The sequence below is a fragment of the Pseudomonas sp. SCB32 genome (assembly GCF_009189165.1).
Classification (GTDB): domain Bacteria; phylum Pseudomonadota; class Gammaproteobacteria; order Pseudomonadales; family Pseudomonadaceae; genus Pseudomonas.
The window spans coordinates 4,846,866-4,873,641 of sequence record NZ_CP045118.1 but is presented as its reverse complement, the minus strand read 5'-3'; the positions used below and the strand labels follow the sequence as shown (position 1 = coordinate 4,873,641).

Here is a 26,776-nt window from a genome sequence, read left to right as displayed (position 1 = left end):
GCCTTCCACGGGTCAGGGGGAAGCATGCAACTGGTCTGTCCGGCGGGGAGTCTGCCCGCCTTGAAATCGGCCCTGCGCGAGGGCGCCGATGCCATCTACGTCGGCTTTCGCGACGACACCAACGCCCGGCACTTCGCCGGCCTCAACCTCGACGACCGCCAGTTGCGCCAGGGCGTGGAACTTATCCACAGCGCCGGCAAGCAGATGTACGTGGCGGTCAACACTTACCCCGGCGCGGCCGGCTGGGCCCGCTGGCAACGCGCCGTGGACCACGCGGCCGAGCTGGGCGTGGATGCGCTGATCGCCGCCGACTGCGCGGTGCTCGGTTATGCCGCCAAGCGCCATCCGAATCTTGCGCTGCACCTTTCGGTTCAGGGTTCGGCCACCAATGTGGCGGCGCTGGCGTTCTACCACGAGCGCTACGGCATCCGCCGCGCCGTGCTGCCGCGCGTGCTGTCGCTGGCGCAGGTGCGCCAGGTGGCGGCGAACAGCCCGGTGCCCATCGAAGTCTTCGCCTTTGGCAGCCTGTGCATCATGGCCGAGGGGCGCTGCCACCTGTCGTCCTATGTCACCGGCGAGTCACCCAATCTCTGCGGCGTCTGCTCGCCGGCCAAGGCGGTGCGCTGGAGCGAGGAGCCCGAGGGTCTGACCTCGCGCCTGGGCGGCGTGCTGATCGACCGCTATGCGCCGGATGAGCCGGCGGGCTACCCGACCCTGTGCAAGGGCCGCTTCGTGGTCAACGGCGAGCGCTTCCACGCCCTCGAAGAACCCACCAGCCTGAACACCATCGACCTGATTCCGCAGCTGGCGGAAATCGGCGTCGCAGCGGTGAAGATCGAGGGTCGGCAACGCAGCCCGGCCTATGTCGAGCAGGTCACCCGCGTCTGGCGCCAGGCGCTGGATGCGTGGCAGCGCGCACCGGAGAACTACCGCGCGCTGACGCAATGGCAGGACGCCCTGGACAAGCTTTCCGAAGGCCACCAGACGACCCTGGGCGCCTACCATCGCTCCTGGCAGTGAGGACCTCTTGATGAAACTCAGCCTGGGCCCCGTGCTGTTCTACTGGGACCGCCGGACACTCCTGGATTTTTATGCGCAGATGGCCGAGCAGCCGCTGGACGCCATCACCATCGGCGAAACGGTCTGCTCCAAACGCCGCGCGCTGTCGCTGGACGACTGGCTCGGACTTGGGCGCGAGCTCCAGCAGCAGAGCAGGGCGGAAATCCTAATCTCCGGCCTTGCATTGATCGAGGCGGCTTCGGAGCTGTCGTCACTGCGCCGGCTGTGCGCGAACGGTGAGTTGCGGGTCGAGGCGAACGACATGGGCGCGGTGCAGATTCTCGGCGCCCTCGGCGTCGAGTTCGTCGGCGGCCCGGCGCTCAACGTCTACAACGGCCACACGCTGGCGGAGCTGCGCGCAGCCGGCCTGCGTCGCTGGGTGCCGCCGGTGGAGTGCTCCGGCGAGCAGATCCACGCGGTGATCGAGCAGGCCCGCGAGCTGGGCATCGACGATGTGGAGACCGAGGTATTCGCATACGGCCATCTGCCGCTGGCCTATTCGGCGCGCTGCTTCACCGCGCGGGCCGAGAACCGGCCCAAGGATGACTGCCAGTTCTGCTGTCTGAATTACCCGGAGGGCCTGTCGATGCTGAGCCAGGAAGGCATACCGCTGTTCACCCTCAACGGCATCCAGACGATGTCCGGCGAGGCCAGCAACCTGCTGGCGGATTACGCCTCGCTGCGTGATTGCGGCGCCGACCTGCTGCGCCTGAGCCCCCGCGCCGAGGGCATGGTGGACGTCGTGCAGGCCTTCGACCGCGTGCGCAAGGGTGCCACGCCGCCGCTGGCGGTGGAGGGATGCAACGGATACTGGCATGGCCGACCGGGCATGCTGCGCAGTGACGAGGTGAACCTGTGTTGACTCTGGAAACCGGCGCCTTGCGCGCCGCCGATCGACTCCTGCCGCTGGCCGCGCGCGTCCCTTCGGGACTGCAGCGCGTGGTGCTGCAGCGTGCCGCCAATCGCCTGTTCGCCGAGGCGCTGGCCGACGGTGCCTTCGATATCCTCGACGGCCACTGGCTGAGACTGGAAGTGAGCGATCTCGGCCTGGCCTGGAGCCTTACCCATGATCGCCAGGGCCTGCGTTTCGCCGATGCCTGTGCGCCCAGCGTGACCATCCGTGGCAGCTGGCGCGACTTCCTGCTGCTGGCGGGCCGGCAGGAAGACCCGGACACGCTGTTCTTCCGCCGTCGCCTGGTGATCGAGGGCGATACCGAACTGGGGCTGGCGGTGAAGAACCTGATCGACAGTCTCGACCCGGACAGCCTGCCAGCCTGGCTGTGGAGCGCCATGCGCCGCGCCAGCCGGGTGGTGCAGGAGAACGCCTGATCCGCTCACCGTTTGCGATATCCATGTTGTTTTGGCGCGTCAATCGATGGGTATCGCTTCGCTCCACTCCATCCTACGTTGGAGCCATCCTTTGGCTTTGAGGCTGGTCTGATCGATTAACGCTCAGGCCGGGGTGCGCACGAGGAACTGCAGTTCCTCGTAGAGCATCTCGAAATCCTGCACCGGCGCGTCCTGCCCGTAGCGTTTCTTCAGGCCGTACTCGGTCAGGGTGACCTCGTGCGCGGCCTTCACGCCATGTCGCGCCAGGCAGTTCTGCACGCAGTGCAGGTGGCAGCCGTCCACGGCGATGATCGGCCGGCCCGAGCAGGCTTTCTTCACCAGTGCCGGTACGTCGCCACCGACTCCCGCTATGCAGGACATCTCCGCCAGGCCGTCACGGTCCAGGCGCAGGGCGAGGTCGTTGGCCAGTTGCGCAAGATTTGAGCAGCCGGAGCAGGAGTAGACGAGGGGCAGGTGCGGCGAGGGCGGCATGGGGACCTCCAGGGTGAGTCCCGCAGTGTCCTGCCGCCGTGGGCTGGCGCGACATGATCTGAATCAAGTCGGCGAGCGGACTATTACCAGTGAGGTAGGGCGCATAAAGCGGAACGCTTTATCCGCCGTCAGACCCGATGGCGGATAACGCCGTTGGCGTTATGCGCCCTACAAATTGCGTTTGGCGTCGAGGTCAGACCAGGTGGTTCTCCACCGCCCACACCGCCGCTTCCACCCGCGAGCGCATCCCCAGCTTGTGCAGCACACGCTTCACGTGGACCTTCACGGTGCCTTCGGTGATGTCGAGTTTGCGCGCGATCATCTTGTTGCTGTACCCATGGGCGAGCTGGCGGAGGATCTGCCGCTCGCGGTCGGTCAGCTCCTCGATGCCCTTGGGCCGGTCGTCGCCGCGCAAGGCCTGGGCCAGCACCTGGGTCAGCTGCGGGCTGATGGTGAGCTGGCCTGTAGCGGCCTGGCGAATGTGTTCCAGCAGGCGCTCGGGGTCCATGTCCTTGAGCAGGTAGCCGTCGGCGCCGGCGCGCAGCACGTTGATCACGTCATTGCGGTCATCGGAGACGGTGAACACCACGATGCGCGCGGCCTCGCCGTTCTCGCGCATGGCGCGCAGGGTGTCGAGGCCGGTCATGCCCTTCATGTTGAGGTCGAGCAGGATCATGTCCGGCTCCAGTTCCGCGGCCATGTGCAGCGCCTCTTCGCCGCTGCCGGCTTCGCCCACCACTTGCAGGTCGTCCTCGAACTCCAGCAGCTGGATCACGCCCTTGCGCATCATCGGGTGATCGTCGACGAGCAGGATGCGCGCACGGTCGTCGGTGGGGGTGGCCGTCATGGGGTGTTCTCCGGGGACTGCGAGAGGGGTTTGTGGGTGAAGCGCACGCTGACGCGGGTGCCCTGCGGCTCGCGCGGGGCGATGCTGAAGTTCGCCTCCAGGGTCTGGCTGCGCTCCCGCATGATGCTAAGCCCATAGTGCCCATTGCGGCTCTGCGCTGGGTCAAAGCCCACGCCATCATCGTCCACCGTGATGCACACCTGGTCGTCGGCATCTTCGGCGAGGCTGACCTTCGCGTGGCTGGCCCGGGCATGGCGTACCACGTTGGACAGCGCTTCGCGGACGATCTGCAGGATGTGGATTTCCTCGTTGGGATTGAGCGGGATATGCGCCAGGCGGTTGTCCAGATCGATGGTCAGGTCGCCTCGTTCGCCGAATTCCTCGACGGTCTTCACCAGCGCCGCTTCCAGGCTGGACTGCTCCAGGCTCAGGCGGAAGGTGGTGAGCAGTTCGCGCAGCTGGCGATAGGCGCTGTTGAGGCCTTCGCGCAGCTCGTCGAGGGTCTCGTCGATCTTCTCGGCCGGCACGTCGCGCTTGAGCAGGGTGGCCAGGCGGCTGACCTGGATCTTCAGGTAGGACAGCGACTGCGCCAGCGAATCGTGCAGCTCGCGGGCGATGGTGCTGCGCTCGGCGAACAGCGCCAGGCGGTTCTCCTGTTCCTGCTGCAGGGACAGGGCGAAGGTGCGCGCGATGTTGTCGCAGAAGCCTTCGACGAACTGGCGTTGCCAGTCTTCCAGGCGGCCGCTGGCGGTCTCGATGAACAGCTCGCCGAAGCGATGCTCACCGATGGAGAGCGGTTGCATCAGCAGCGGGTTGAGTGCCGTGACGGGCTCGCCGCAGTGATCGGCCTGGGCACGGCAGTCGCCGCAGTTGCCCTGCAGGCAGAAACTGCCGGTGATGCCATCGGTGGTCAGCGAGGTGTAGGCGCGCTCGACGCCGTCCTTGTTCAGGCACAGGGTCACCTTGCCGGCCTGCAGCACGCGCTCCAGCTGGTTCAACAGCGGTTGCAGGGTGCGTTCGTCGTACGGGTCCTGGCCCAGGCGGCGGGCGCTGGCGTAGAGCAGCTCCAGGCGCTGGTGGCTGTTGGAGAGGTCGCGGGTCTTGTCCTCCACCCGCGCTTCCAGCTCGCGGTAGATGGCCTGTAACTCCGTGGCCATCTGGTTGAAGCGCTCGCCCAGTTGGCTCAGTTCGTCTTCGCCGCTGCTGCTGACCCGCGCGCTGAGGTCGCCCTGGCCGAGGCGGCGGGCGGTGGTGGTGAGGTCGCGCAGCGGACCGACCACGTGGTAGCTGAGGTCGTAGAGGCTGATGAACACCACCAGCAGGCTGAGGAACAGGCACAGCCCCTGCACCGTGCTGAGCATCTGCGAGCGCTGCTCGGCGTTGCTTTGCAGGGTGCTGACGAAGGCATCGATGTGGCTGACGAAGGTATCCAGGGTCTCCAGTGCCGGCCCTCGCGCCAGGTCGAGCTTCTTCAGCTCCTGGCGCAATTTTTCGTGCTGCAGGCGAATCGGCGCCTCGGCGTCGGCCCGGCGCAGCAGGCGGGCGATCTCTTCGCTCTCCAGGCGTGCGCGCAGGGTGCCTTGCAGCGCCTGACGGTTGATCGGCGATGGGTCCAGGGCCAGGCGGTAGGTGAGCATGCGCAGCGAGCCAGCCTGGTTGATCACTGCCGCATCCTGGTGCGAATAGTCGGCGAACAGCAGGGCACTGAACATCCCGGCCAGCGCCAGGGAAACCAGCAGGGTGAGGTAGCAGCCGAAGCGCACGACGATGGATTTGCGCAGGGCGGGGCGGTTGGCGGGTGGACTACCCACAAAGATCCGATCGCTTGCGGAGGGCTCGGTGGAGGGGGCGCTGATCATCTTAAATGTCTTTAAAAACAATGTGTTAAGAGTTCATGGGGTGGCTACCTCCTAGGAGGTAGCAGTATGCATTCGCTCATGAAACGCCCTTTGGCTCATTGATGGCGGTCAAGAGAAGGGGCTCAGGCCTTACCTAACGTGCGGGCAAAGGCCGTCAGGAAGTGAGCTAAGCCATGTTGTCCCACCGTCAGAAGCAGTACTCCGTGCTCGGCATGAGCACACTGGCGTTCGCCGTGAACTTCGCGGTCTGGACGATGTTTTCGATCATCGGTATCCGCATCAAGGAGGAGCTGGGCCTGTCCGAGGCGCAGTTCGGCCTGATGGTGGCGCTGCCGATCCTTACCGGCGCCCTGGCGCGCCTGCCGCTGGGGCTGATCACCGATCGCTTCGGCGGCCGCATCGTGTTCTTCATCCACATGCTGCTGGTGGCCATCCCGATCTACGGCCTGGCCTTCGCCACCCTGTACTGGCACTACCTGGTACTGGGCCTGTTCGTCGGCCTGGCCGGCGGCTCCTTCGCGGTGGGCATCGCCTACACCTCTTCGTGGTTCGAGAAGGAGCGCCAGGGCACCGCCATGGGCATCTTCGGCGCCGGTAACGCGGGGGCGGCGATCACCAACCTGGTGGCACCGATGATCGTGGTCGCCTTCGGCTGGCGCATGGTCCCGCAGATCTACTCGGTGGCCATGCTGGTGACCGCGCTGCTGTTCTGGTTCTGCACCTGGAACGATCCGGCCCACGCCAAGGGCGGCGACGCCGACCCGAGCCGGCCGCGCCCGACCCTGGCCAAGCAGCTGGCGCCGCTGGGCGAGCTGCGCGTGTGGCGCTTCGGCCTGTACTACTTCTTCGTCTTCGGCGGCTTCGTCGCCCTGGCCCTGTGGCTGCCCAAGTACTACATCGCCGAGTACGGCCTGGACCTGAAGACCGCGTCCTTCATCACCATGCTGTTCACCCTGCCGTCGGGCCTGATCCGCGCCCTGGGCGGCTGGTTCAGCGACCACTACGGCGCCCGCGCGGTGAACTGGGGCGTGTTCTGGATCTGCCTGGTCTGCCTGTTCTTCCTCTCCTATCCGCAGACCACCATGACCATCCACGGCATCAAGGGCGACGTGAGCTTAGGGATAGGCCTGAACGTCTGGCTGTTCACTTTCCTGGTGTTCATCGTCGGCATCGCCCAGGGCTTCGGCAAGGCCAGCGTGTACCGGATCATCCACGACTACTACCCGCAGAACATGGGCACCGTCGGCGGCATGGTCGGGGTCATCGGCGGCCTCGGCGGCTTCTGCCTGCCGATCCTGTTCGGCTACGCCGCCGACCACATCGGCGTGCGCTCCTCCTGCTTCATGTTGCTGTTCGGCCTGACCGTGGTCTGCATGGTCTGGATGCACTACGCGATCAAGCAGCAGCAACGCCTCGACGGCCAGGCCCGGGCGGCCGACGTCGACGCAACTCCCATTCCTTCCAGTCAATCCTGAGGTAGTGCCGTCATGGGCATGATCAACACTCAACTCAAAGCCGCCAGCGGTCCGTTGCTGATCGACTGGCGCCCCGAGGACGCCGAGTTCTGGGCCCGCAGCGGTAAGCGCATCGCCGCGCGCAACCTGTGGATCTCGATTCCCGCGCTGCTGCTGGCCTTCGCCGTGTGGATGATCTGGAGCACTGTCACCGTGCGCCTGAACGCCGCCGGTTTCAGTTTCAGCAATGACCAGCTGTTCATGCTTGCCGCGCTGCCGTCGATCTCCGGCGCCACCCTGCGGGTGTTCTACTCCTTCATGGTGCCGATGGTCGGTGGCCGCCGCTGGACTGCACTGTCCACCGCTTCGCTGCTGATTCCCTGCCTCTGGCTGGGCTTCGCCGTGCAGGACCCGACCACCCCGTACTGGGTGTTCGCGACCATCGCGCTGCTGTGCGGTTTCGGCGGCGGCAACTTCGCCTCCAGCATGTCCAACATCAGCTTCTTCTACCCGAAGAACCAGCAGGGCACCGCCCTGGGCCTGAACGCCGGCCTGGGCAACCTGGGGGTCTCGGTGATGCAGTTCGCCGTACCGCTGGCCGTGGCCGGTGGCCTGTTCGGCGCCTTCGGCGGCGAACCGCAGCAGCTCTCCGACGGCGGCCACCTGTTCCTGCAGAACGCCGGCTGGATCTGGGTGCCCTTCATTGCCGTAGTGTCCGTCGCCGCCTGGTTCGGCATGAACGACATCGCCGATGCCAAGGCCTCGTTCCGCGAGCAGTCGGTGATCTTCACGCGCAAGCACAACTGGCTGATGTGCTGGCTGTACGTGGCCACCTTCGGCTCGTTCATCGGCTTCTCCGCCGGCTTCGCCATGCTCAGCAAGACCCAGTTCCCGGATATCAACCCCCTGCAGTACGCCTTCCTCGGCCCGCTGGTGGGCGCCCTGAGTCGGCCGCTGGGCGGCTGGCTGGCGGACAAGTTCGGCGGTGCGCGCATCACCCTGTGGAACTACGCGGCAATGATCGCCGGCGTGTTCGCGGTGATCAGCTTCCTGCCGGGTGCGAACGGTGCCGGCAGCTTCTTCGGCTTCCTCGGTTCCTTCATCGCGCTGTTCTTCTTCGCCGGCATCGGCAACGGCAGCACCTTCCGCATGATCCCGGTGATCTTCCGCAACGAGTGGGCCGCACGCCTGAAACAGGGCGGCTTCAGCGAGGCCCAGGCAGCCAAGGGCGCGAGCATGGAATCGGCCGCGGTGATCGGCTTCTCCGCCGCCATCGGCGCCTTCGGCGGCTTCTTCATTCCCAAGGCGTTCGGCACCTCGCTGGCCATGACCGGCAGCGCCGAGGGCGCCCTCTACGTGTTCGTCGCCTACTACCTGAGCTGCATCGTCGCCACCTGGTGGTGGTACGCGCGCAAGGGGGCCGAGAGCCCGTGCTGATTGCCGTGGCCGGCGCACCAGCGCCCGCCGCAAACCCGTTTCGCGAGTTGATTAGCGTTTGAACGCCCGGCGTAGACCGGGTGAGGAGATACCGATGAGTTACCTGCTCGACCGCCTGCAATTCTTCAAGAAGAAGCAGGGTGAATTCGCCGATGGCCATGGCGAAGTCAGCAACGAGAGCCGTGCCTGGGAAAACAGTTACCGGCAGCGCTGGCAGCACGACAAGATCGTGCGCTCCACCCACGGGGTGAACTGCACCGGATCGTGCTCCTGGAAGATCTACGTGAAGAACGGCCTGATCACCTGGGAAACCCAGCAGACCGACTACCCGCGCACCCGCCCGGACCTGCCCAACCACGAGCCGCGCGGCTGCCCCCGTGGCGCCAGCTACTCCTGGTACATGTACAGCGCCAACCGCCTGAAGTACCCCAAGGTGCGCAAGCCGCTGCTCAAGCTGTGGCGTGAAGCGCGCGCGGTGCACAAGGACCCGGTGAACGCCTGGGCCAGCATCGTCGAGGACTCCGCCAAGGCCAAGAGCTACAAGAGCGAGCGCGGCCTGGGCGGCTTCGTACGCTCCAGCTGGAACGAAGTCACCGAGATCATCGCCGCCGCCAACGTCTACACCGCCAAGACGTTCGGTCCGGACCGCGTCATCGGCTTCTCGCCGATCCCGGCCATGTCCATGGTCAGCTACGCCGCCGGCGCCCGTTACCTGTCGCTGATCGGCGGCGTGTGCCTGTCCTTCTATGACTGGTACTGCGACCTGCCGCCGGCCAGCCCGCAAATCTGGGGCGAGCAGACCGACGTGCCGGAGTCGGCCGACTGGTATAACTCCAGCTACATCATCGCCTGGGGCTCCAACGTCCCGCAGACCCGTACCCCCGACGCGCACTTCTTCACCGAAGTCCGCTACAAGGGCACCAAGACCGTGGCCGTCACCCCGGACTACTCCGAAGTGGCCAAGCTCACCGACCTCTGGCTCAACCCCAAGCAGGGCACCGACGCCGCGCTGGGCATGGCATTCGGTCACGTCATCCTCAAGGAATTCCACCTCGAGAAGCCCAGAGCCTACTTCGTCGACTACTGCCGCCAGTACACCGACATGCCGATGCTGGTGCTGCTGGAGCCGCACACCGAGGGCGTGCTCAAGCCGACCCGCTACCTGCGCGCGGCGGACCTGGCGAACAACCTCGGCCAGGACAACAACCCCGAGTGGAAGACCATCGGCCTGGACGAAATCTCCGGCGAACTGGTCTCGCCCACCGGCGCCATCGGCTACCGCTGGGGCGAGTCGGGCAAGTGGAACATCGAGGAAACCGAAGGCGGCGAGAAGCGTGAAACCCGCCTGGCACTGACCCTGATCGACGGCCCGGAAAAAGCCTGTGACGTCGGCTTCCCGTACTTCGCCGGCCAGGAGCACCCGCACTTCAAGGGTGTGGAAAACGACGAGGTGCTGGTGCGCCGCGTGCCGTTCCGCGAAGTCACCGGCGCAGACGGCCAGACCCTGCGCGTCGCCACCGTGTATGACCTGCAGATGGCCAACTACAGCGTCGACCGTGGCCTGGGCGGCGCCAACGTGGCTGCCTCCTACACCGACGCCGACGTGCCCTACACCCCGGCCTGGCAGGCCCGCATCACCGGCGTACCGGCCGCCCGCGCCATCCAGGTGGCCCGCGAGTTCGCCGACAGCGCCGACAAGACCCACGGCAAGGCCATGGTCATCATCGGCGCCGCGATGAACCACTGGTACCACATGGACATGAACTACCGCGCGGTCATCAACATGCTGATGATGTGCGGCTGCATCGGCCAGAGCGGTGGCGGCTGGGCGCACTACGTGGGCCAGGAGAAACTCCGCCCGCAGACCGGCTGGGTCCCGCTGGCCTTCGGCACCGACTGGAGCCGCCCGCCGCGGCAGATGAACGGCACCAGCTTCTTCTACCTGCACAGCTCGCAGTGGCGTCACGAGAAGATCTCGATGCACGAGGTGCTCTCGCCGCTGGCCGACACCAGGCAGTTCCCCGAGCACGCGCTGGACTACAACATCCGCGCCGAACGCATGGGCTGGCTGCCGTCCGCCCCGCAGCTCAACCGCAACCCGCTGCACATCGCCGCTGATGCCGAGCGCGCCGGCATCCCGGTGCAGGACTACGTGGTGCGCGAGCTCAAGGCCGGCAACCTGCGCGTGGCCAGCGAGCAGCCGGACGATCCGCAGAACTTCCCGCGCAACATGTTCATCTGGCGCTCCAACCTGCTCGGCTCCTCGGGCAAGGGCCACGAGTACATGCTCAAGTACCTGCTGGGCGCGAAGAACGGCGTGATGAACGACGACCTCGGCAAGGCCGGCGGTCCCTGCCCGGGCGAGGTCGACTGGGTCGACCAGGGCGCCGAAGGCAAGCTGGACCTGGTCACCACACTGGACTTCCGCATGTCCTCCACCTGCATGTACTCGGACATCGTCCTGCCGACCGCCACCTGGTACGAGAAGGACGACCTCAACACCTCCGACATGCACCCCTTCATCCACCCGCTGTCGGCCGCCACCGATCCGGCCTGGGAAGCCAAGAGCGACTGGGAAATCTACAAGGCCATCGCCAGGAAGTTCTCCGAGGTTTCCGTCGGCCACCTGGGCGTGGAAAAAGACCTGGTCACCGTGCCGCTGCTGCACGACACCGCCAACGAACTCGCGCAGCCGTTCGGCGGCAGCGACTGGAAGAAGGGCGAGTGCGAGCCGGTTCCAGGCAAGACTATGCCGACCCTGCACCTGGTCGAGCGTGACTACCCCAACACCTACAAGAAGTTCACCTCCCTCGGCCCGCTGCTGGACAAGCTCGGCAACGGCGGCAAGGGCATCGGCTGGAACACCGAGAAGGAAATCAAGCTGCTCGGCGAGCTGAACCACAAGGTCACCGAACCGGGTGTCAGCGAAGGCCGTCCACGCATCGAAAGCGCCATCGACGCCGCTGAGGTGATCCTCGCCCTGGCGCCGGAAACCAACGGCCAGGTCGCCGTGAAGGCCTGGGAAGCGCTGTCGAAGTTCACCGGCCGCGACCACACCCACCTGGCACTGCCCAAGGAAGAAGAGAAGATCCGCTTCCGCGACGTCCAGGCGCAGCCGCGCAAGATCATCTCCAGCCCCACCTGGTCGGGCCTGGAAGACGAACACGTGAGCTACAACGCCGGCTACACCAACGTCCACGAGATGATCCCGTGGCGCACCCTCACCGGTCGCCAGCAGTTCTACCAGGATCACCCCTGGATGCAGGCCTTCGGCGAGGGCTTCGTCAGCTACCGGCCGCCGGTCAATACCCGCAGCACCGACAAGCTGTTCAACAAGAAGCCCAACGGCCACACCGAGATCACCCTGAACTGGATCACCCCGCACCAGAAGTGGGGCATCCACTCCACCTACAGCGACAACCTGCTGATGCTCACCCTGTCGCGCGGCGGCCCGATCATCTGGATGAGCGAGAACGACGCGAGAAGCGCCGGCATCGAGGACAACGACTGGTGCGAAGTCTTCAACGCCAACGGTGCCGCGACCTGCCGCGCGGTGGTCAGCCAGCGCGTGAAGGACGGCATGGTGATGATGTACCACGCCCAGGAACGCATCGTGAACCTGCCGGGCAGCGAGACCACCGGCACCCGCGGCGGCCACCACAACTCGGTGACCCGCGTGGTCTTGAAGCCCACCCACATGATCGGCGGCTATGCCCAGCAGGCGTGGGGCTTCAACTACTACGGCACGGTGGGCTGCAACCGCGACGAGTTCGTCGTGGTGCGCAAGATGAACAAGGTCGACTGGCTCGACGAGCCGGAGCAGGGCGGACTGGGCGGTGACGCTCTGCCGCAACCGCTGCCCCAGGACATTTGAGGATTACTGCCATGAAAATTCGTTCGCAAGTCGGCATGGTGCTGAACCTCGACAAATGTATCGGTTGCCACACCTGCTCCATCACCTGCAAGAACGTCTGGACCAGCCGCGAGGGCGTCGAGTACGCCTGGTTCAACAACGTTGAAACCAAGCCCGGCATCGGTTACCCGAAAGAATGGGAGAACCAGGAGAAGTGGAAAGGCGGTTGGAAGCGTAACGCCGACGGCTCTATCGTCCCGCGCATCGGCGGCAAGTTCCGCGTGCTGGCGAACATCTTCGCCAACCCGGACCTGCCGGAAATCGATGACTACTACGAGCCCTTCGACTTCGACTACCAGCACCTGCACACCGCGCCCAAGGCCCAGCACCAGCCGGTTGCCCGCCCGCGCTCGCTGGTCTCCGGCCAGCGCATGCAGAAGATCGAGTGGGGCCCCAACTGGGAGGAAATCCTCGGTACCGAGTTCGCCAAGCGCCGCAAGGACAAGAACTTCGACCAGGTCCAGGCGGACATCTACGGTGAGTACGAAAACACCTTCATGATGTACCTGCCGCGCTTGTGCGAGCACTGCCTGAACCCGACGTGCGTGGCCTCGTGCCCGAGCGGCGCGATCTACAAGCGCGAGGAAGACGGCATCGTCCTGATCGACCAGGACAAGTGCCGCGGCTGGCGCATGTGCATCAGCGGCTGCCCGTACAAGAAGATCTACTTCAACTGGAAGAGCGGAAAATCCGAGAAGTGCATCTTCTGCTACCCGCGCATCGAGGCCGGCCAGCCGACCGTCTGCTCGGAAACCTGCGTGGGCCGTATCCGTTACCTCGGCGTGCTGCTGTATGACGCCGACCGCATCCACGAAGTGGCCACCTGCGAGAACGAGCGCGAGCTGTACCAGAAGCAGCTGGAAATCTTCCTCGACCCGTTCGATCCGAAGGTGATCGAGCAGGCCCGCAAGGACGGCGTACCGGACAGCGTCATCGAGTCCGCGCAGAAGTCGCCGGTGTACAAGCTGGCCATGGATTGGAAGCTGGCCCTGCCGCTGCACCCGGAATACCGCACGCTGCCGATGGTCTGGTACGTGCCGCCGCTGTCGCCGATCCAGAACGCCGCTTCCGAAGGCCACATCGGCAGCGACGGGGTGATCCCGGACGTCGAGTCCCTGCGCATTCCCGTGCAGTACCTGGCCAACCTGCTCACCGCCGGCGACACCGCCCCAGTGCTGCTGGCCCTCAAGCGCTTGCTGGCCATGCGCGCCTACAAGCGCGCCGAGCACGTGGAAGGCAAGCAGGACCTGGACGTGCTGAAGAAGGTCGGCCTGACCGTGAACCAGGTGGAAGAGATGTACCGCTACCTTGCGATCGCCAACTACGAAGACCGCTTCGTCATTCCGACTGCCCACCGCGAGGAAGCGCTGTCGGATGCCTTCGCCGAGCGTTCGGGTTGTGGCTTCAGCTTCGGCAATGGTTGCTCCAGCAACTCCGGCGTGAACCTGTTCGGTGGCAAGGCCGTGGACAAGCGCAACGTCATCCAGACCGTGCAGATTCAGGAGTAATGGCCATGGATTCGCATAGCCAACTGCTCAAGCTCAGCGCGCTGCTGCTGGACTACCCGCGCGTCGAACTGCGCGAGGAAAGCCTGGCGCTGCATGCCCTGATCCGTACCTGCGACCTTCCAGAACAGCAGCGCGACGGCCTCGCCGCGCTGCTCAACGAGCTCTGCCAGGGCGACATCCTCGACGTGCAGGCGGGTTACGACGGCCTGTTCGAGCGCGGTCGCTCGGTCTCGCTGCTGCTCTTCGAACACGTGCACGGCGAGAGCCGTGACCGTGGCCAGGCGATGGTCGACCTGATGGACCGCTACACCCAGGCGGGCCTGGTCATCGACGTCAACGAGCTGCCGGACTACCTGCCGCTGTACCTGGAGTTCCTCGCCCTGCAGGACGCCGAGTCGGCGCGCGCGGGCCTCGCCGAAGTCGCCCACATCCTCGCGCTGATCGCACTGCGCCTGGAAGAACGCGGCAGCAGCTACGCGGTGGTCTTCAACAGCCTGCTGGAGATGTCCGGCGAACAGCCTGACCTCGGCGCGCTCAAGCGCGACCGCGAGCAGGAAGTGCGCGACGACAGCCTGGAAGCCATCGACAAGGCCTGGGAGGAAACCCCGGTGAGCTTTACCGAGCCCGCCGCCGGTTGCCCGTCCACCAGCGCCCGGCGGATTTCCTCCGGCGCAGAACAACCCATGCAGTGGGTCGCCCAGCCGGTGCCGCAGATGCAGTACCGGGCGGCCAGAGAAGGAGTCTGAACATGTCCCTCGATCTTCTAGCGTTCGGGATCTATCCCTACGTGGCGCTGCTCATCTGCCTGATCGGCAGCTGGGCGCGCTTCGACCTCTCGCAATACACCTGGAAAGCCGGCTCCAGCCAGATGCTGAGCAAGAAGGGCATGCGGGTCTACAGCAACCTGTTCCACGTCGGTGTGCTGTTCATCCTCGCCGGCCATTTCGTCGGCCTGCTGACCCCGCACGCGGTCTATGAGCATCTGATCAGCACCGAGCAGAAGCAACTGCTGGCGATGGTCTCCGGCGGCTTCTTCGGCATCCTCTGCTTCATCGGCCTGACCGGCCTGATCCTGCGCCGCCTGACCAATGAGCGCGTACGCGCCACCGGCAACGCGTCGGACCTGATGATCCTGCTGGTGCTCTATGTCCAGCTGATCCTCGGCCTGTCCACCATCGTCGCCTCCACCCATCACCTGGATGGTTCGGTGATGGTCATGCTCGCCAACTGGGCGCAGTCCATCGTCACCTTCCAGCCGCTGGCCGCCGCCGAAGCCATCGCTCCGGTATCGCTGGTCTACAAGCTGCACGTGACCCTCGGCCTGACCCTGTTCGTGCTGTTCCCCTTCACCCGTCTGGTGCACATCGTCAGCGCCCCGGTGTGGTACTTCGGCCGCCGCTACCAGGTGGTCCGTACCAAGCGTCGCGCAGCGTGATGAAGCGGCGGATAACGCTGGCGTGTTATTCGCCCCACCTCGAACCCGTAGGGTGGATAACGCCACCGGCGTTATCCACCAACCGGAGGTAAGCGAAATGAGTTGCTCCCACTACGAAGCCAAAGTCGAACACGTCGACCTGCCTGCCATCTCCGTCAACGGTGTCGCCATCGCTGAGGACGAACTGGCCCGCGAGCTGCAATACCATCCCGCTTCCAGCCACGCCGAGGCGCTGTACTCCGCCTGCCGCGCGCTGGTGGTGCGCCAGTTGCTGGTGCAGCGCGCCGACACGCTGGGTCTTACGGCCGACGCGGAGGAAGGCGAGGCGCCGGAAGAAGCGCGCATCCGCGCCCTGATCGACCGTGAAGTCGGTGTTCCCGAAGCCGATGAAGCCAGCTGCCGCCAATGGTACGCAGCCAATCCCACCCGCCTGACCGCGCCCTGGCGCATGCGCCTGCGCCATGTGCTGCTGGGCAGCGCGCCGGACGATCTGGAAGGCCGCGCCAAGGCACGCGAACAGGCAGAAGAACTGCTGGCCGAACTGCGCGAACATCCCGAGCGTTTTGCCGAAAAGGCGATGCGCTTCTCCGACTGCCCGTCCAAGGACGACGGCGGTGACCTGGGCTGGATCGAACCGGGGCAGACCGTCCCTGAGTTCGAGAAGCGCCTGCTGCAACAGCAACCCGGCCTGCTCGGCCATCCGCTGGAAAGCCGCTATGGCCTGCACCTGGTCGAGCTGATCGAGCGCGATGGCGGCGAGCCGCTGGACTTCGCCGAAGCGCGCCCGCGCATCGCCGCCTACCTGCGCGCCCAGGTGCTGCAGCGCGCGGTCAGCCAGTACATCAGCGTGCTGGCCGGCGAGGCCCGGATCGACGGCTTCGTATTCGACGGAGCGGAGTCGCCGCTGGTGCAGTGAACCGGTTCCGGGCCCCTCTCTCCCGACCTTCCCTCCCCACGGAGGGAGGGGCTTCGGAAACGGATACGAATCTCGGCTCTCATGCCCTGGGCAAGAGGCCGGCTGGAGTGAATCACCATGTCCGAATGGATCGACGGCCAGGGGCGCAAGGTCGACTACCTGCGCCTGTCCGTAACCGACCGCTGCGACTTCCGCTGTGTCTACTGCATGTCGGAGAACATGCGCTTCCTGCCGCGCCAGCAGGTGCTCACTTTGGAGGAGATCGAGCGGGTGGCGCGTCTTTTCGTCGAGCGCGGGGTGAAGAAGCTGCGCCTCACTGGCGGCGAACCGCTGGTGCGCCCCGGCATCGTCCATCTCTGTGAGCGCCTCGCTGCGCTGCCCGGCCTGCGCGAACTGTGCATGACCAGCAATGGCTCGCAGCTCACCCGGCTGGCCGGTGATCTGCACGCGGCAGGTCTTACACGCCTGAACATCAGCCTCGACACCCTCGATGCGCAGCGCTTCGCCGCCATCACCCGAACCGGCCGCCTGGAACAGGTGCTGCGCGGCATCGACGCTGCCCAACAGGCCGGCTTCGAGCACATCAAGCTGAACTGCGTGGTGATGAAGGGCCGCAACGCCGACGAGGTGCCGGCACTGGTGGACTACGCCATCGCCCGTGGGCTGGACATCAGCTTCATCGAGGAAATGCCCCTGGGCCAGGTGGGCCGCGAGCGCGAGGAAAGCTTCTGCTCCAGCGACGAGGTCCGCGCGCTGATCGCCGAGCACCACGAGCTGCTGGACAGCGCCGAACACAGCGGCGGCCCTGCGCGCTATGTGCGCCTGGCGCAGCATCCGGGCACGCGCATCGGCTTCATCTCGCCGCATTCGCACAACTTCTGCGCCACCTGCAATCGCCTGCGCCTGACTGCCGAAGGGCGTTTGCTGCTGTGCCTGGGCCACGAGAACTCCCTGGACCTGCGCGGCCTGCTGCGCCGCCATCCGCTGCACGACGAACCCATCCTCGAAGCCCTGCGCGGTGCCCTGCAACGCAAGCCGGCGCGCCACGAGTTCAGCGTTGGCGACGTGCAGGTGCTGCGCTTCATGAACCTCAGCGGCGGCTGAGCCTTCCTTCCTCGGCGGGCCCCAGGTCCGCCGCTTGCATTGCGTCCCTGTACACACCCGTAGGGCGAATAACGCGCAGCGTTATCCGCCACTTTGGCGTGCCTGCATGTTTTACGTCCGCAGAGCCAAAGAAAAGGCCCCGGCGACATGAGCGTATCGCGGGGCCTCGGGCAATCTGCCAAGTTGAACCGTGGAAGCTACGGAAAATCATGCGAATGAGCTGTTCGACTCCTCCTCGGATTGGCTGGAACACCTCCAGACTAAGGCCGCCGGCCTGCGGCCGACATTCCTCCGAAGGAGTAGCGGCGGGGCAGCAAAAGAGAGTGCGCCGGACGGTCGCAGGACGATGCTGCGCCGGGGCAATTCGTAGGGCGAATAAAGCGGAACGCTTTATCCGTCGTCTTTGCATGCATCAGCCGAGGATGGCGGATAACGCCTGAGGCGTTATCCGCCCTACGGTCGCAGCCTGCGTCAGGGGTGATTGACGTTCTGTACTTTTTAGTCCAGATTGGATTTTAAGTTTATGTGCGCTGCCGCACATGGACGAACAACAACAAGACGGTCGCCTGGGTAAGAGCAAGGCAATGCTGCTGTGGCGTTCTGCGCCGCGACCCCGGACGAGCCATGCTCTTCCTGCGCACTGCCAACGACGTCCCGGCGGCTCGGCTGTCGGGTTCCCAGATCACGCCACGGAGTTCATCGATGAATCGTAAAGCCCTGCTGGGCGGCCTGCTGCTGGCCACCTTCGCCACCTTCTCCCATGCCGACGACAAGCCGCTGCGCATTGGCATCGAGGCGGCCTATCCGCCCTTCGCCTACAAGACTCCCGAAGGCGGCATCGCCGGCTTCGACTACGACATCGGCAACGCCCTGTGCGAGCAGATGAAGCGCAAGTGCCAGTGGATCGAGCAGGAATACGACGGCCTGATCCCCTCGCTGAAGGTGCGCAAGATCGACGCCGCGCTGTCGTCGATCACCATCACCGACGAGCGCAAGCGCTCGGTGGACTTCACCCACAAGTACTACTTCACCCCGGGCCGCCTGGTGATGAAGGAAGGCTCGCAGCTGGACGATAAGTTCAGCCAGCTCAAGGGCAAGAACGTCGGCGTGCAGCGTGGCTCCACGGCTGATCGCTTCGCCACCGAGGTACTGGGCAAGGCCGGCGCCAACGTGGTGCGCTACACCAGCCAGGACGAGATCTACCTGGACCTGGTCGCAGGTCGCCTGGACGCTACCTTCGCCGACTCCATCCCGCTGCAGATCGGCTTCCTGGACACCCCGCGCGGCAAGGGCTTTGCCTTCACCGGGCCGGAGTTCAAGGACCCGAAATACTTCGGCGAGGGCGCCGGTATCGCAGTGCGCACGGGCAATACCGAACTGGTGGGCGAGCTCAACGCCGCCATCGATGCGCTGCGAGCCAATGGCAAGTACAAGGAAATCGAAGGCAAGTACTTCAAGAGCGATATCTACGGGGATTGATCGTTCCGTTGAGTTGCAGGAAAGGCTGCCTTCGGGCGGCCTTTTTGTTTTGCTTTTCGTAGGAGCAGACTTTGTCCGCGATGCTCTTGCTCTTCATTGGGTGAATAACACCTCTGGCGTTATCCACCGTTCGGGTATTGGTGTTTCTGCGCCGCTTCGGCGTGCGTTGATGTATTGGGTTTCGCCCCCTCGGGCGACCTACTTTGTCAAACGCCACAAAGTAGGCAAAAGTCTCGTCCCGACATCCGGCCCCGGCTTCGCCGGGGTCCCCTCGCTCCGGTATCGCTCCGAGGGTCGGCGTACAAGGGCCGTCCCTGGCCCTCTACGCCTCTCGCGGCATCCATGCCGCTCGCCCCTCTGCGCAATACCTCCACTCGGCCTCCTGACGGGACTCTGCGCGCGCCGGAGGCTTTGGCTGCTTCATGCTGGATGGCGCTTCGTAGGATGGCGTAGAGCGAAGCGAAACCCATCAAGGCGGATAACGCTGCGCGTTATTCGCCCTACAGGTGTTCATCCTGCAACGCGTGTGCTGTGGTGGGCCTTCGCGGACAAGGTCCGCTCCTACGAGAGCAAAAGCCGCTCGGAGCAGGACGCTGTGCTTTTGCTTTGCACTGGAGACTTCCAGAGAAGCCCAAGCGCGCACCGGAGCGCCCCTTCAGGAGGCCGAGTGGAGTCGGAGTTTCAGGGGTTGAGCGGCATGGATGCCGCGAGAGCGTCGTTGGGCCATGGATGGCCCGTCGACGCGTGCCCCTGAAACTCTGATGGAGCGAGGGCATTTTTCGCCTAAGCGAAAAACCGGATGCAGGGGCAAGACCTTTGGTTACTTTCTGTGGGGCGGCCATCCGCAGTTTGAGAAAGTAACTCGCCCGAGGGGGCGAAACAAAATCTCTCAGCACACACCGAAGCGACGCAGAAACACCCAAACAAGAAGCGCATCGAGGACAAACCCGAGCGGAGCGGAAAGAGGGCCCATCAGACCTCCTCCTTCAACTCCTTCAGATGCTTGTAAACCGTCGCCCGCCCCATGTTCAGCACATTGGCCACATAGTTCGCCGCGCTCTTGCCCTTGAATGCGCCCTCGGTGTGCAGCGCCAGGACCAGCTCTCGCTTGTGGTCGCGGCTCAAGGTATTGAGGCTCAGCTGGCGCTGGCGCAGCCAGGCGTGAAGGAAGGTATTGATGCGCTCCTGCCAGTCGTCGCGGAACAGTGCGTCCGGCTGCGGAATCAGCTTGTTCGAGGACAGGAACAGGTCCAGCGCAGCCTTGGCGGTCTCGAACAGGGTGATGTTGAGGTTGATGCACAGCACCGCCAGCGGCTCGCCCTTGCCGTCGCGCAGCACGGTGCTGACGGAGCGGATCTTCTGCCCGTCCCAGTTGAGCTTTTCGTAGGGGCCGATGTTGCGTTCGTCGCTGCTGCCTTCGAGCATGTCTTCCAGCGCCGAATCGTCGCCGATCTCGCGCTTGGAGATGTTGTTGGCCAGATAGGCCACGCGCTGGTTGCGCAGGTCGTGGATGACCACCTCGGCATGGGGGAAGAACAGGGTGGCGATGGCATCGGCGATCGCCTTGTAGTTGTCCAGCGGGTCTGCGGCGGTCATGGGCAAGGCTCTTTGGCGATGGGGCCGGGCGGGCGCTGGCGAGTGTGCAGCAAGCGCCCGTTGGCTGTCACGGTCAGTTCTGGAGCAGGCGTGCCGGCGACAGCATCTCGGCGGTCAGGCCGTGGCGGGCCAGATGCTCGGGCAGGGCTTCGCCGCGAATCAGCGTGGCACTGGCCTCGCCCATCGCCGCCGAGGTCTGGATGCCGTAGCCACCCTGGCCGGCCACCCAGTAGAAGCGAGGTGTGGCCGGATCATAGCCGGACACCAGGTCGCCGTCGGCGAAGAACGAGCGCAGCCCGGCCCAGGTGTGGCTGGGTCGGCGGATGTTGAGGGTGGTGTGCTCCTCGATCTGGTAGATGCCCAGGGCGATGTCCAGCTCTTCGGGCTGCACGTCGTGGGGTTCCACCGGGTCTGCGTTTGCCGGCGAGCCGAGCAGCATGCCGGCGTCGGGTTTGAAGTAGAAGGATTCGTCCAGGCTCACCAGCACCGGCCAGGCGTGGCTGTCTACACCCTCCGGCGGACTGAACAGGAAGGCCGCGCGGCGCTTGGGCGTCAGGCCCAGCGGGGTGACGCCGGCCAGTTCGGCGACCTTGTCGCACCAGCCGCCGGCGGCGTTGACCAAGACCTGCGCACGGTAGGTCTCCTGTGCGCAGCGCACTTCCCAGGCGCCGTCGATATGGCGGATCTCCAGCGCTTCGCTGTCCAGTTGCACGCTTCCGCCGTTGCGGCGGATGCCGCGCAGGTAGCCCTGCAGGAGGCCGTCGGTGTCGATGTCGGCGGCGCTGGGGTCGATCATTGCGCCGTGGACCTTCTCGCGGCGCAGCACCGGGACGATGGCGCAGGCTTCATCGGCATCCAGCAGGCGCATTTCCGGCACGCTGGCGCGGGCGCTTTCGTACTGGCGCTGGAGCTCTTCCGGGTTGCCTTCGAAGTCCACCGTCATCTCGCCGCGCGGGGTGAGGATCGGGTGCTCGACGAAGCCTTCGGGCGGGTTGTCGAGGAAGGCGCGGCTGGCGGCGGTCAGGGCGCGCACCTGCGGCGTGCCGTAGGCGACGGTATAGAGCGCCGCCGAGCGGCCGGTGGAGTGGTAGCCGGCGTGGGACTCGCGCTCCAGCACGGCGACCTTGCCGTGGCGGGAGAGGAAATAGCCGGTGGAGGCGCCGGCGATGCCGCCGCCGATGATGAGGTAGTCGACTTCGATCATGTTCGTCTCCGGCTCAGGCGTTCTTCGTTTGCAGATGGTAGAGCGCATTGGCCAGGGCGACGTCTTCCAGGCCCAGGCCGATGGAGCGGAAGAAGGCGTGGCGCTGGTAGTCCGGCTTGGCCGCCTGGCCGCTGACCAGTTCCGGAAGGTCGCCGACGATGTTGCCGTCCCAGCCGTGCTCATCGCGCGCCAGGCGCATCTCGCCGGCCGACGCTGGAGTGGTGGCGCAGTAGTCGCAGTACACGTCCATCTGCGCCAGGGATTGCGGCGGCACTTCGTGGGCGCGGGCGACGTTGGTGCTGATGGAGGTGATCAGCGCGGGTTTGGCTAGGATCGCCGGATCGAGCACCGGGGTGCCGGAAGAGGTGCACAGCAGGACCACGTCGGCGTCTGCCATGGCGGCCTCGATGCTGGCGGCCGGTTCGGCGCGGGAATCGATGGCGCCGAACTGGGCCAGCACGCCGGCATTCAGGTTCGGCGAATAGACGCGGATGCTCTGCCAGTCACGCAGGCCGGCCACATAACGCAGGTGCGCACGAGCGACCGGGCCGCTGCCGACGATGGCCAGGCGCTTGGCGTCCGGGCGGGCCAGCTCCTGTACTGCCAGGGCGGTAGTGGCGGCGGTGCGCGCGGTGGTCAGGCTGCCGGCGTCGCACAACAGTAGCGGCTGGCCGGTCTCCATGGACATCAGCAGGCTCCAGGCGGTAACCAGTGACTTGGGTTGGCGCACGATGTAGGGCGAGGTCTTCACGCCGTAGACCTTCTGCGAGGCCAGCACGCCCAGGTAGTTGATGAAGTCGCCGCCACCGTTGGGGAATTCCACCAGTTGCTGCGCGGGCTGTACGGCATTGCCGTCGGCCAGCTCGACGAACATGTCTCGCATCGCCTGGAGCACGTCGACCTGTTCGAGCAGGCGTTCGGCGTCAGCCTGGTTGAGCGTGAGGGGCGTGGTGGCGGACATGGCGAGACTCCGGAGGTAGATTTATTTTTCCATTCTGGACTCTGTTGTCTTGATCGGCAAGGGCGTGTGGACCGATGGGCAATTGCTTTCGTAGCAGCAACGGTCTTTTGGGCTCCCGCGTTCGCGGGAGTGACGGTGTCATGCGCCGTCGTCCCATACACGTCATCCCCGCGAACGCGGGGACCCAGAAAATGATGTGTAGCGGCCCTTGTCCACGATCACCTCGACAGCGGTGCATTACTATGGACACCGGCCTGCCGGCCGGATCGCGGAGAAGCTCCGCTCCTACGGGAGTCAACGCGGCGGAGCTGACCTGTAGGAGCGCCCCATGGGCGCGATCGCGGGCATGGCCCGCTCCTACAGGTCTACACAGTGTTTAAAGTTTGAACTGCGCCACCAGCTCTTCCTGGCTGCCCGCCACGCGGCGCAGGTGCTCGCCGCAGTCGCGGGTGTGCGCGGCGGTCTTGCGGTTTTCCACGGTCATGTCGCTCAGGCGGTGCATGTGCTGGTTCACTTCCTGGGTCGTGGCGGCCTGCTGTTCGGCGGCTGCGGCGATCTGGAAGGCCATGGCGTGCACGCCCTGCAAGGACTCGTCCAGCGCGCCCAGGGTCTGCAGGACCGCCTGGGTGTCCTGTTCGAGGTTATGGGCCTGTTCGCTGGCGCCGCTCATGCTTGCCTGGGCCTGGACCGAGGAGTCGCCCAGGCTGCCGACGATGGCGACGATTTCGTCCGTGGCGCTGCGAGTGCGTTGGGCGAGATTGCGGACCTCGTCGGCGACCACGGCAAATCCACGGCCCGCTTCACCGGCGCGGGCGGCTTCGATGGCGGCATTGAGGGCGAGCAGGTTGGTCTGTTCGGCAATCGAGCGGATCACGTCCAGTACCGAGCCGATCTGCTGGCTCTCGCCGGCCAGGGTCTGCACCACGCCGTCGGCCTGGCGCAGGCCGACCAGCAGCTGGTCCTGGCGGCCGATCATGTGCTGCAGGGTGCCCTGCATGGCGACGAAGGCTTGCCGCGCGGCGGCGCTGCCGTCGGCGCTGCGGCTGGCGCTGCCGGCGATCTCCTGCACGGTGGCGGCCATCTGGTCGACGGCACTGACCACCATCTCCAGCGCCTCCTGTTGCTGGTCGAGGTGGCTGCTGGTGCGCCCGGCGGCGTCGAGGATATCGCCGCTGGCATCGCCCACCGCTTCGCTGGCCTGACGCAGGCGCTCGACCACCTGGCGCCAGGCCGCGGTCATCTCGCGCAGGGCCTGCATCAGTCCGCTACTGGCGTCTGCATCGTCGCTCAGGCGCAATTCACCACCGGCCAGGCGCTGGGCCAGCGCCGCCATGTTTGCCGGCTCGCCGCCCAGCGGGCGCATTACGCTGCGGCTGACCAGCCAGGTCGCGGCGGCTACGGCGGCCAGGGTCAGCAGGCCCAGCACCAGGATCTGCCACATCAGCTTGCGCACCGGGGCGAAGGCCTGGTCCTGATCCATTTCCGCCACCAATGCCCAGTGCTGGCCGTCCAGGTCCAGTGGGACGAAGGATTTCAGCGCCGGCTGGTTGTTCAGGCCGGCTTCGGCGAGGCGACCCTGCTCGCCGGCCAGGGCTTTCTCGATGGCGTGGCCGGGCAGGGCGACGGGGCTCTCCTTGTCGCGGCGCACGTGGTGATCGGCGAAGCGCGCCGAGTCCGAGCGCAGGCGACCGTCGCCGCCTACCAGGTAGGTTTCCCCGGCGTCACCCAGGCCCTGGCGGTTCTGCATCACGTCGTTGATCGCGGTGAGCGGCAGCTCCAGGACCAGCAGCAGTTTCAGCTTGTCGTTGTCCTTGATCGGGGCGGCCAGCCACTGCACGGGCTGCTGGTCGTCCAGCGCGGGCTCCAGATCGCTGATGCTGGCCTTGCCACTGTCCAGTGCCGAGCGGATGAAGCGCCCGAACGGGGTGTCGCGCCACTTCGGGGTGCCGATGTTCTGCTGGTAGTCGGTACCGCGTCCGAGGCTGAAGACTACGGTTCCATCGCCGGCCACCAGGCGCAGTTCGCGGTAGCCGAAGGTCTTGATGAAGTTCTCGAAGACCGGGCGATCGTAGTTGGCGGTGGTGACCAGGGACTCGCTGTCCAGGCCCGCATAGTTGCTGCCGAGGTTGTTGGCGAGGCTGCTGAGCTGGTCGTGCCGCGCCTTCCAGGCATCCATCAATTGCCGTTGCTTGATATTCGCGACTGCTTCCAGGGCATTCAGGCTTTGCTCTTCGAGGGCCCGGCTGGCCTGGAGGTAAACCACGATGGCCATCACCAATACGGGAATCAGGCCGATCGACAGGAAGCTGAGGGCAAGTTTGGCGCGCAGGGGCATGGGCGGGTTCCAGCGAGGTTTCTTGGAATTGTTCTCGCGTGCTCTGCAAGAAGCGTGCGAATTAATTTACGACTGTAAATAAAAATGATCGAAGAGGGCGCGAACCTGGCGCCCTTGCAGGAGGATGGCGTGTTGCCATTGTTTGTGGGGGCATTGCGCAAGGTCGTCCCGGCGGGTCCGGGGGGACAAATGGGCTGCGCTGGAGTGGGGGAAGGCGGGAAGGGCGTCACCGGACGTAACGCCTGCGGAAACAAAAAAGGCGAAGCCGGGTGGCCTCGCCTTTTCCTGGAACTGACGGCTGTTGCCGCAGCGGATCAGTGCTTGCGCGGTACCGGCTTGAGCAGCTCGGTGGGCGGCATTTCGCAGTTGATCTTGCGGCCCAGCAGTTCCTCGATCGGCGGCAGGGCGAAGGCATCGTCCTCGCCGGCGAAGCTGATGGAGGTACCGGTGCTGCCGGCACGGCCGGTACGGCCAATGCGGTGCACGTAGTCGTCCGGGTCTTCGGGCAGGGTGAAGTTGATCACGTGGCTGATGCCGTCGACGTGGATGCCGCGGCCGGCAACGTCGGTGGCGACCAGCACGCGGATCTTGCCTTCACGGAAGCCTTCCAGGACCTTGATGCGCTTGTGCTGCGGCACGTCGCCGGACATCTGGGCGGCACTGATGCCGTCCTTGGTCAGGCGTTCCTCGATGCGGCGCACCTCGTCCTTGCGGTTGGCGAAGACCATCACGCGGGTCCAGTCGTTCTGTGCGATCAGGTTGTATAGCAGCTTGTACTTGTCGCTGCCGGCAACCGCGTAGACGTGCTGCTCTACGGTGTCGCTGGCGACGTTCTCCGGCTCGATCTCGACGATGGCCGGGTCGACGGTCCACTGCTTGGCCAGGTTCATCACGTCGTCGGTGAAGGTGGCGGAGAACAGCAGGGTCTGGCGCTCGCCCTTGTACGGGGTCTGGCGGATGATCTGGCGGACCTGCGGGATGAAGCCCATGTCGAGCATGCGGTCGGCTTCGTCCAGGACCATCACCTCGACCATGTCCAGGTGCACCTCGCCGCGCTGGTTGAAGTCCAGCAGGCGGCCCGGGGTGGCGACCAGGATGTCGCAGAAGCGCGACTCCAAGGTCTTGAGCTGCTTGTCGAAGTCCATGCCGCCGACGAAGCTCATGACGTTCAGGCCGGTGTACTTGGCCAGGCCCACGGCGTCCTTGGCAATCTGCACCACCAGTTCGCGGGTCGGTGCGATGATCAGCGCGCGCGGCTCGCCCATGTAGCGCTCTTTCGGCGGCGGGGTCTGCAGCAGCTGGGTGATGATGGAGATCAGGAACGCGGCGGTCTTGCCTGTGCCGGTCTGGGCGCGGCCGATGGCGTCCTGGCCCTTGAGGGTGAAGCCCAGTACCTGCGCCTGGATCGGCGTGCAGTACGGGAAGCCCAGGTCATGGATGGCGTGCATCAGACGCGGGTCGAGGTTGAAGTCGTGGAAACGGGTCTTGCCTTCGGCTGGTTCCACCACGAAATCTTCCAGCTTCCAGTTGTCCACCACCGGCGGACGCGGCTTGCGCTCGCGGCGCGGCTTGTCGGCCTTGGGCTCGCGGGGCTTGTCGGCGCGTTCGGTCTTTTCGCCGCGTTCGGCTTTCTCGGAACGCTCGGCGCGGGGCTTGTCACCCTTGGGGGCGCGGGCCTGCTTCTCGGCGGCCTCGCCTTCGGGACGCGGAGTACGCGGTTTGCGCGGACGCTTCTCGCCGCTCTGGGCGGGCTCGGAGGCAGCGGGGGCGGGGGCTGCCGGCGTGGCGACGGGCTGCTCGCCCTCGCCTTTGCTGAAGATTTTCTTGAGTGCTTTGAGCACGGTGGTC

Annotated in this window: 20 protein-coding genes; 12 read left to right on the top strand and 8 right to left on the bottom strand. The window is 65.6% G+C overall.

The features are described from left to right. Positions 1 to 24: 24 nt before the first annotated feature. From GA645_RS22200 to GA645_RS22190, 3 genes are read left to right on the top strand one after another with little or no spacing between them, the layout of a single operon-like run. Positions 25 to 1,020: a peptidase U32 family protein gene (locus GA645_RS22200; RefSeq protein WP_152225497.1), complete on the top strand. Its 996-nt coding sequence runs from the start codon at positions 25 to 27 to the stop codon at positions 1,018 to 1,020. A gap of 10 nt (positions 1,021 to 1,030) precedes the next feature. Beyond that, positions 1,031 to 1,921: a U32 family peptidase gene (locus GA645_RS22195; protein ID WP_152225495.1), complete on the top strand. Its 891-nt coding sequence runs from the start codon at positions 1,031 to 1,033 to the stop codon at positions 1,919 to 1,921. Next, positions 1,915 to 2,388 carry an SCP2 domain-containing protein gene (locus GA645_RS22190; protein ID WP_152225493.1) on the top strand — a complete coding sequence of 158 codons (474 nt, stop codon included), beginning with the start codon at positions 1,915 to 1,917 and terminating at the stop codon, positions 2,386 to 2,388. The genes GA645_RS22195 and GA645_RS22190 overlap by 7 nt, the downstream gene beginning before the upstream one ends. A 123-nt stretch (positions 2,389 to 2,511) precedes the next feature. Here GA645_RS22190 and GA645_RS22185 read toward each other — a convergent pair whose 3' ends face one another. From GA645_RS22185 to GA645_RS22175, 3 genes are all read right to left on the bottom strand, one after another. Beyond that, positions 2,512 to 2,880, bottom strand: a complete 369-nt coding sequence (locus GA645_RS22185) for a putative zinc-binding protein (RefSeq protein ID WP_152225491.1) — start codon at positions 2,878 to 2,880, stop codon at positions 2,512 to 2,514. Positions 2,881 to 3,073: 193 nt separating this feature from the next. After that, positions 3,074 to 3,727: a two-component system response regulator NarL gene (gene narL / locus GA645_RS22180; RefSeq protein WP_152225489.1), complete on the bottom strand. Its 654-nt coding sequence runs from the start codon at positions 3,725 to 3,727 to the stop codon at positions 3,074 to 3,076. Then, complete coding sequence (locus GA645_RS22175) at positions 3,724 to 5,586, bottom strand: histidine kinase (protein WP_152225487.1); 1,863 nt, start codon at positions 5,584 to 5,586, stop codon at positions 3,724 to 3,726. The genes narL and GA645_RS22175 overlap by 4 nt, the downstream gene beginning before the upstream one ends. A gap of 173 nt (positions 5,587 to 5,759) precedes the next feature. Here GA645_RS22175 and GA645_RS22170 point away from each other — a divergent pair, with 173 nt between their 5' ends. The 9 genes from GA645_RS22170 (at position 5,760) to GA645_RS22130 (ending at position 18,832) form a co-directional block, all read left to right on the top strand. Next, positions 5,760 to 7,061: a NarK/NasA family nitrate transporter gene (locus tag GA645_RS22170; protein ID WP_152225485.1), complete on the top strand. Its 1,302-nt coding sequence runs from the start codon at positions 5,760 to 5,762 to the stop codon at positions 7,059 to 7,061. A 12-nt stretch (positions 7,062 to 7,073) separates the two neighbouring features. Next, complete coding sequence (locus GA645_RS22165; RefSeq protein WP_152225483.1) at positions 7,074 to 8,477, top strand: NarK family nitrate/nitrite MFS transporter; 1,404 nt, start codon at positions 7,074 to 7,076, stop codon at positions 8,475 to 8,477. A 94-nt stretch (positions 8,478 to 8,571) separates the two neighbouring features. Continuing rightward, positions 8,572 to 12,351: a nitrate reductase subunit alpha gene (locus GA645_RS22160; RefSeq protein WP_152225481.1), complete on the top strand. Its 3,780-nt coding sequence runs from the start codon at positions 8,572 to 8,574 to the stop codon at positions 12,349 to 12,351. Between the two features lie 11 nt (positions 12,352 to 12,362). Then, positions 12,363 to 13,898 carry a nitrate reductase subunit beta gene (gene narH, locus GA645_RS22155; RefSeq protein ID WP_152225479.1) on the top strand — a complete coding sequence of 512 codons (1,536 nt, stop codon included), beginning with the start codon at positions 12,363 to 12,365 and terminating at the stop codon, positions 13,896 to 13,898. A gap of 5 nt (positions 13,899 to 13,903) precedes the next feature. After that, the gene (gene narJ / locus GA645_RS22150) at positions 13,904 to 14,644 is read left to right on the top strand and encodes a nitrate reductase molybdenum cofactor assembly chaperone (RefSeq protein WP_152225477.1); all 741 of its coding nucleotides are present in this window, start codon (positions 13,904 to 13,906) and stop codon (positions 14,642 to 14,644) included. A 2-nt stretch (positions 14,645 to 14,646) separates the two neighbouring features. Further along, the gene (narI, locus tag GA645_RS22145; protein WP_152225475.1) at positions 14,647 to 15,333 is read left to right on the top strand and encodes a respiratory nitrate reductase subunit gamma; all 687 of its coding nucleotides are present in this window, start codon (positions 14,647 to 14,649) and stop codon (positions 15,331 to 15,333) included. Positions 15,334 to 15,430: 97 nt separating this feature from the next. Further along, positions 15,431 to 16,249 carry a peptidylprolyl isomerase gene (locus tag GA645_RS22140; protein ID WP_152225473.1) on the top strand — a complete coding sequence of 273 codons (819 nt, stop codon included), beginning with the start codon at positions 15,431 to 15,433 and terminating at the stop codon, positions 16,247 to 16,249. Between the two features lie 117 nt (positions 16,250 to 16,366). Beyond that, entirely contained in the window at positions 16,367 to 17,353 is a 987-nt protein-coding gene (gene moaA, locus GA645_RS22135; RefSeq protein ID WP_152225471.1) for a GTP 3',8-cyclase MoaA, read from the top strand. A 702-nt stretch (positions 17,354 to 18,055) separates the two neighbouring features. Beyond that, on the top strand, positions 18,056 to 18,832 hold the full coding sequence (locus tag GA645_RS22130) for an ABC transporter substrate-binding protein (protein ID WP_152225468.1): 777 nt from the start codon (positions 18,056 to 18,058) through the stop codon (positions 18,830 to 18,832). Positions 18,833 to 19,804: 972 nt separating this feature from the next. Here the strand turns inward: GA645_RS22130 and GA645_RS22120 are convergent. The 5 genes from GA645_RS22120 to rhlB all read right to left on the bottom strand — a co-directional run bounded on the left by GA645_RS22120 (position 19,805) and on the right by rhlB (position 26,769). Beyond that, entirely contained in the window at positions 19,805 to 20,428 is a 624-nt protein-coding gene (locus tag GA645_RS22120) for a transcriptional regulator (protein ID WP_152225466.1), read from the bottom strand. Positions 20,429 to 20,501: 73 nt separating this feature from the next. After that, on the bottom strand, positions 20,502 to 21,632 hold the full coding sequence (locus tag GA645_RS22115; RefSeq protein WP_152225464.1) for an FAD-binding oxidoreductase: 1,131 nt from the start codon (positions 21,630 to 21,632) through the stop codon (positions 20,502 to 20,504). A 13-nt stretch (positions 21,633 to 21,645) separates the two neighbouring features. After that, positions 21,646 to 22,593, bottom strand: coding sequence for an ornithine cyclodeaminase family protein (locus GA645_RS22110; RefSeq protein WP_152225462.1), 948 nt, complete (start codon positions 22,591 to 22,593; stop codon positions 21,646 to 21,648). A gap of 376 nt (positions 22,594 to 22,969) precedes the next feature. Further along, complete coding sequence (locus GA645_RS22105; protein WP_152225460.1) at positions 22,970 to 24,928, bottom strand: methyl-accepting chemotaxis protein; 1,959 nt, start codon at positions 24,926 to 24,928, stop codon at positions 22,970 to 22,972. 314 nt (positions 24,929 to 25,242) lie between these two features. Beyond that, complete coding sequence (gene rhlB / locus GA645_RS22100) at positions 25,243 to 26,769, bottom strand: ATP-dependent RNA helicase RhlB (RefSeq protein WP_152225458.1); 1,527 nt, start codon at positions 26,767 to 26,769, stop codon at positions 25,243 to 25,245. Positions 26,770 to 26,776 lie beyond the last annotated feature (7 nt).

Excerpts from the sequence above, each read along its gene's own strand:
- GA645_RS22120 (WP_152225466.1), bottom strand. The coding sequence starts at position 20,428 with ATGACCGCCGCAGACCCGCTGGACAACTACAAGGCGATCGCCGATGCC.
- GA645_RS22195 (WP_152225495.1), top strand. The coding sequence starts at position 1,031 with ATGAAACTCAGCCTGGGCCCCGTGCTGTTCTACTGGGACCGCCGGACA.
- GA645_RS22105 (WP_152225460.1), bottom strand. The coding sequence starts at position 24,928 with ATGCCCCTGCGCGCCAAACTTGCCCTCAGCTTCCTGTCGATCGGCCTG.
- narH (WP_152225479.1), top strand. The coding sequence starts at position 12,363 with ATGAAAATTCGTTCGCAAGTCGGCATGGTGCTGAACCTCGACAAATGT.
- GA645_RS22165 (WP_152225483.1), top strand. The coding sequence starts at position 7,074 with ATGGGCATGATCAACACTCAACTCAAAGCCGCCAGCGGTCCGTTGCTG.
- moaA (WP_152225471.1), top strand. The coding sequence starts at position 16,367 with ATGTCCGAATGGATCGACGGCCAGGGGCGCAAGGTCGACTACCTGCGC.
- GA645_RS22185 (WP_152225491.1), bottom strand. The coding sequence starts at position 2,880 with ATGCCGCCCTCGCCGCACCTGCCCCTCGTCTACTCCTGCTCCGGCTGC.
- narI (WP_152225475.1), top strand. The coding sequence starts at position 14,647 with ATGTCCCTCGATCTTCTAGCGTTCGGGATCTATCCCTACGTGGCGCTG.
- GA645_RS22170 (WP_152225485.1), top strand. The coding sequence starts at position 5,760 with ATGTTGTCCCACCGTCAGAAGCAGTACTCCGTGCTCGGCATGAGCACA.
- GA645_RS22200 (WP_152225497.1), top strand. The coding sequence starts at position 25 with ATGCAACTGGTCTGTCCGGCGGGGAGTCTGCCCGCCTTGAAATCGGCC.
- GA645_RS22115 (WP_152225464.1), bottom strand. The coding sequence starts at position 21,632 with ATGATCGAAGTCGACTACCTCATCATCGGCGGCGGCATCGCCGGCGCC.
- GA645_RS22140 (WP_152225473.1), top strand. The coding sequence starts at position 15,431 with ATGAGTTGCTCCCACTACGAAGCCAAAGTCGAACACGTCGACCTGCCT.
- GA645_RS22130 (WP_152225468.1), top strand. The coding sequence starts at position 18,056 with ATGAATCGTAAAGCCCTGCTGGGCGGCCTGCTGCTGGCCACCTTCGCC.
- narL (WP_152225489.1), bottom strand. The coding sequence starts at position 3,727 with ATGACGGCCACCCCCACCGACGACCGTGCGCGCATCCTGCTCGTCGAC.
- narJ (WP_152225477.1), top strand. The coding sequence starts at position 13,904 with ATGGATTCGCATAGCCAACTGCTCAAGCTCAGCGCGCTGCTGCTGGAC.
- GA645_RS22110 (WP_152225462.1), bottom strand. The coding sequence starts at position 22,593 with ATGTCCGCCACCACGCCCCTCACGCTCAACCAGGCTGACGCCGAACGC.
- GA645_RS22175 (WP_152225487.1), bottom strand. The coding sequence starts at position 5,586 with ATGATCAGCGCCCCCTCCACCGAGCCCTCCGCAAGCGATCGGATCTTT.
- GA645_RS22160 (WP_152225481.1), top strand. The coding sequence starts at position 8,572 with ATGAGTTACCTGCTCGACCGCCTGCAATTCTTCAAGAAGAAGCAGGGT.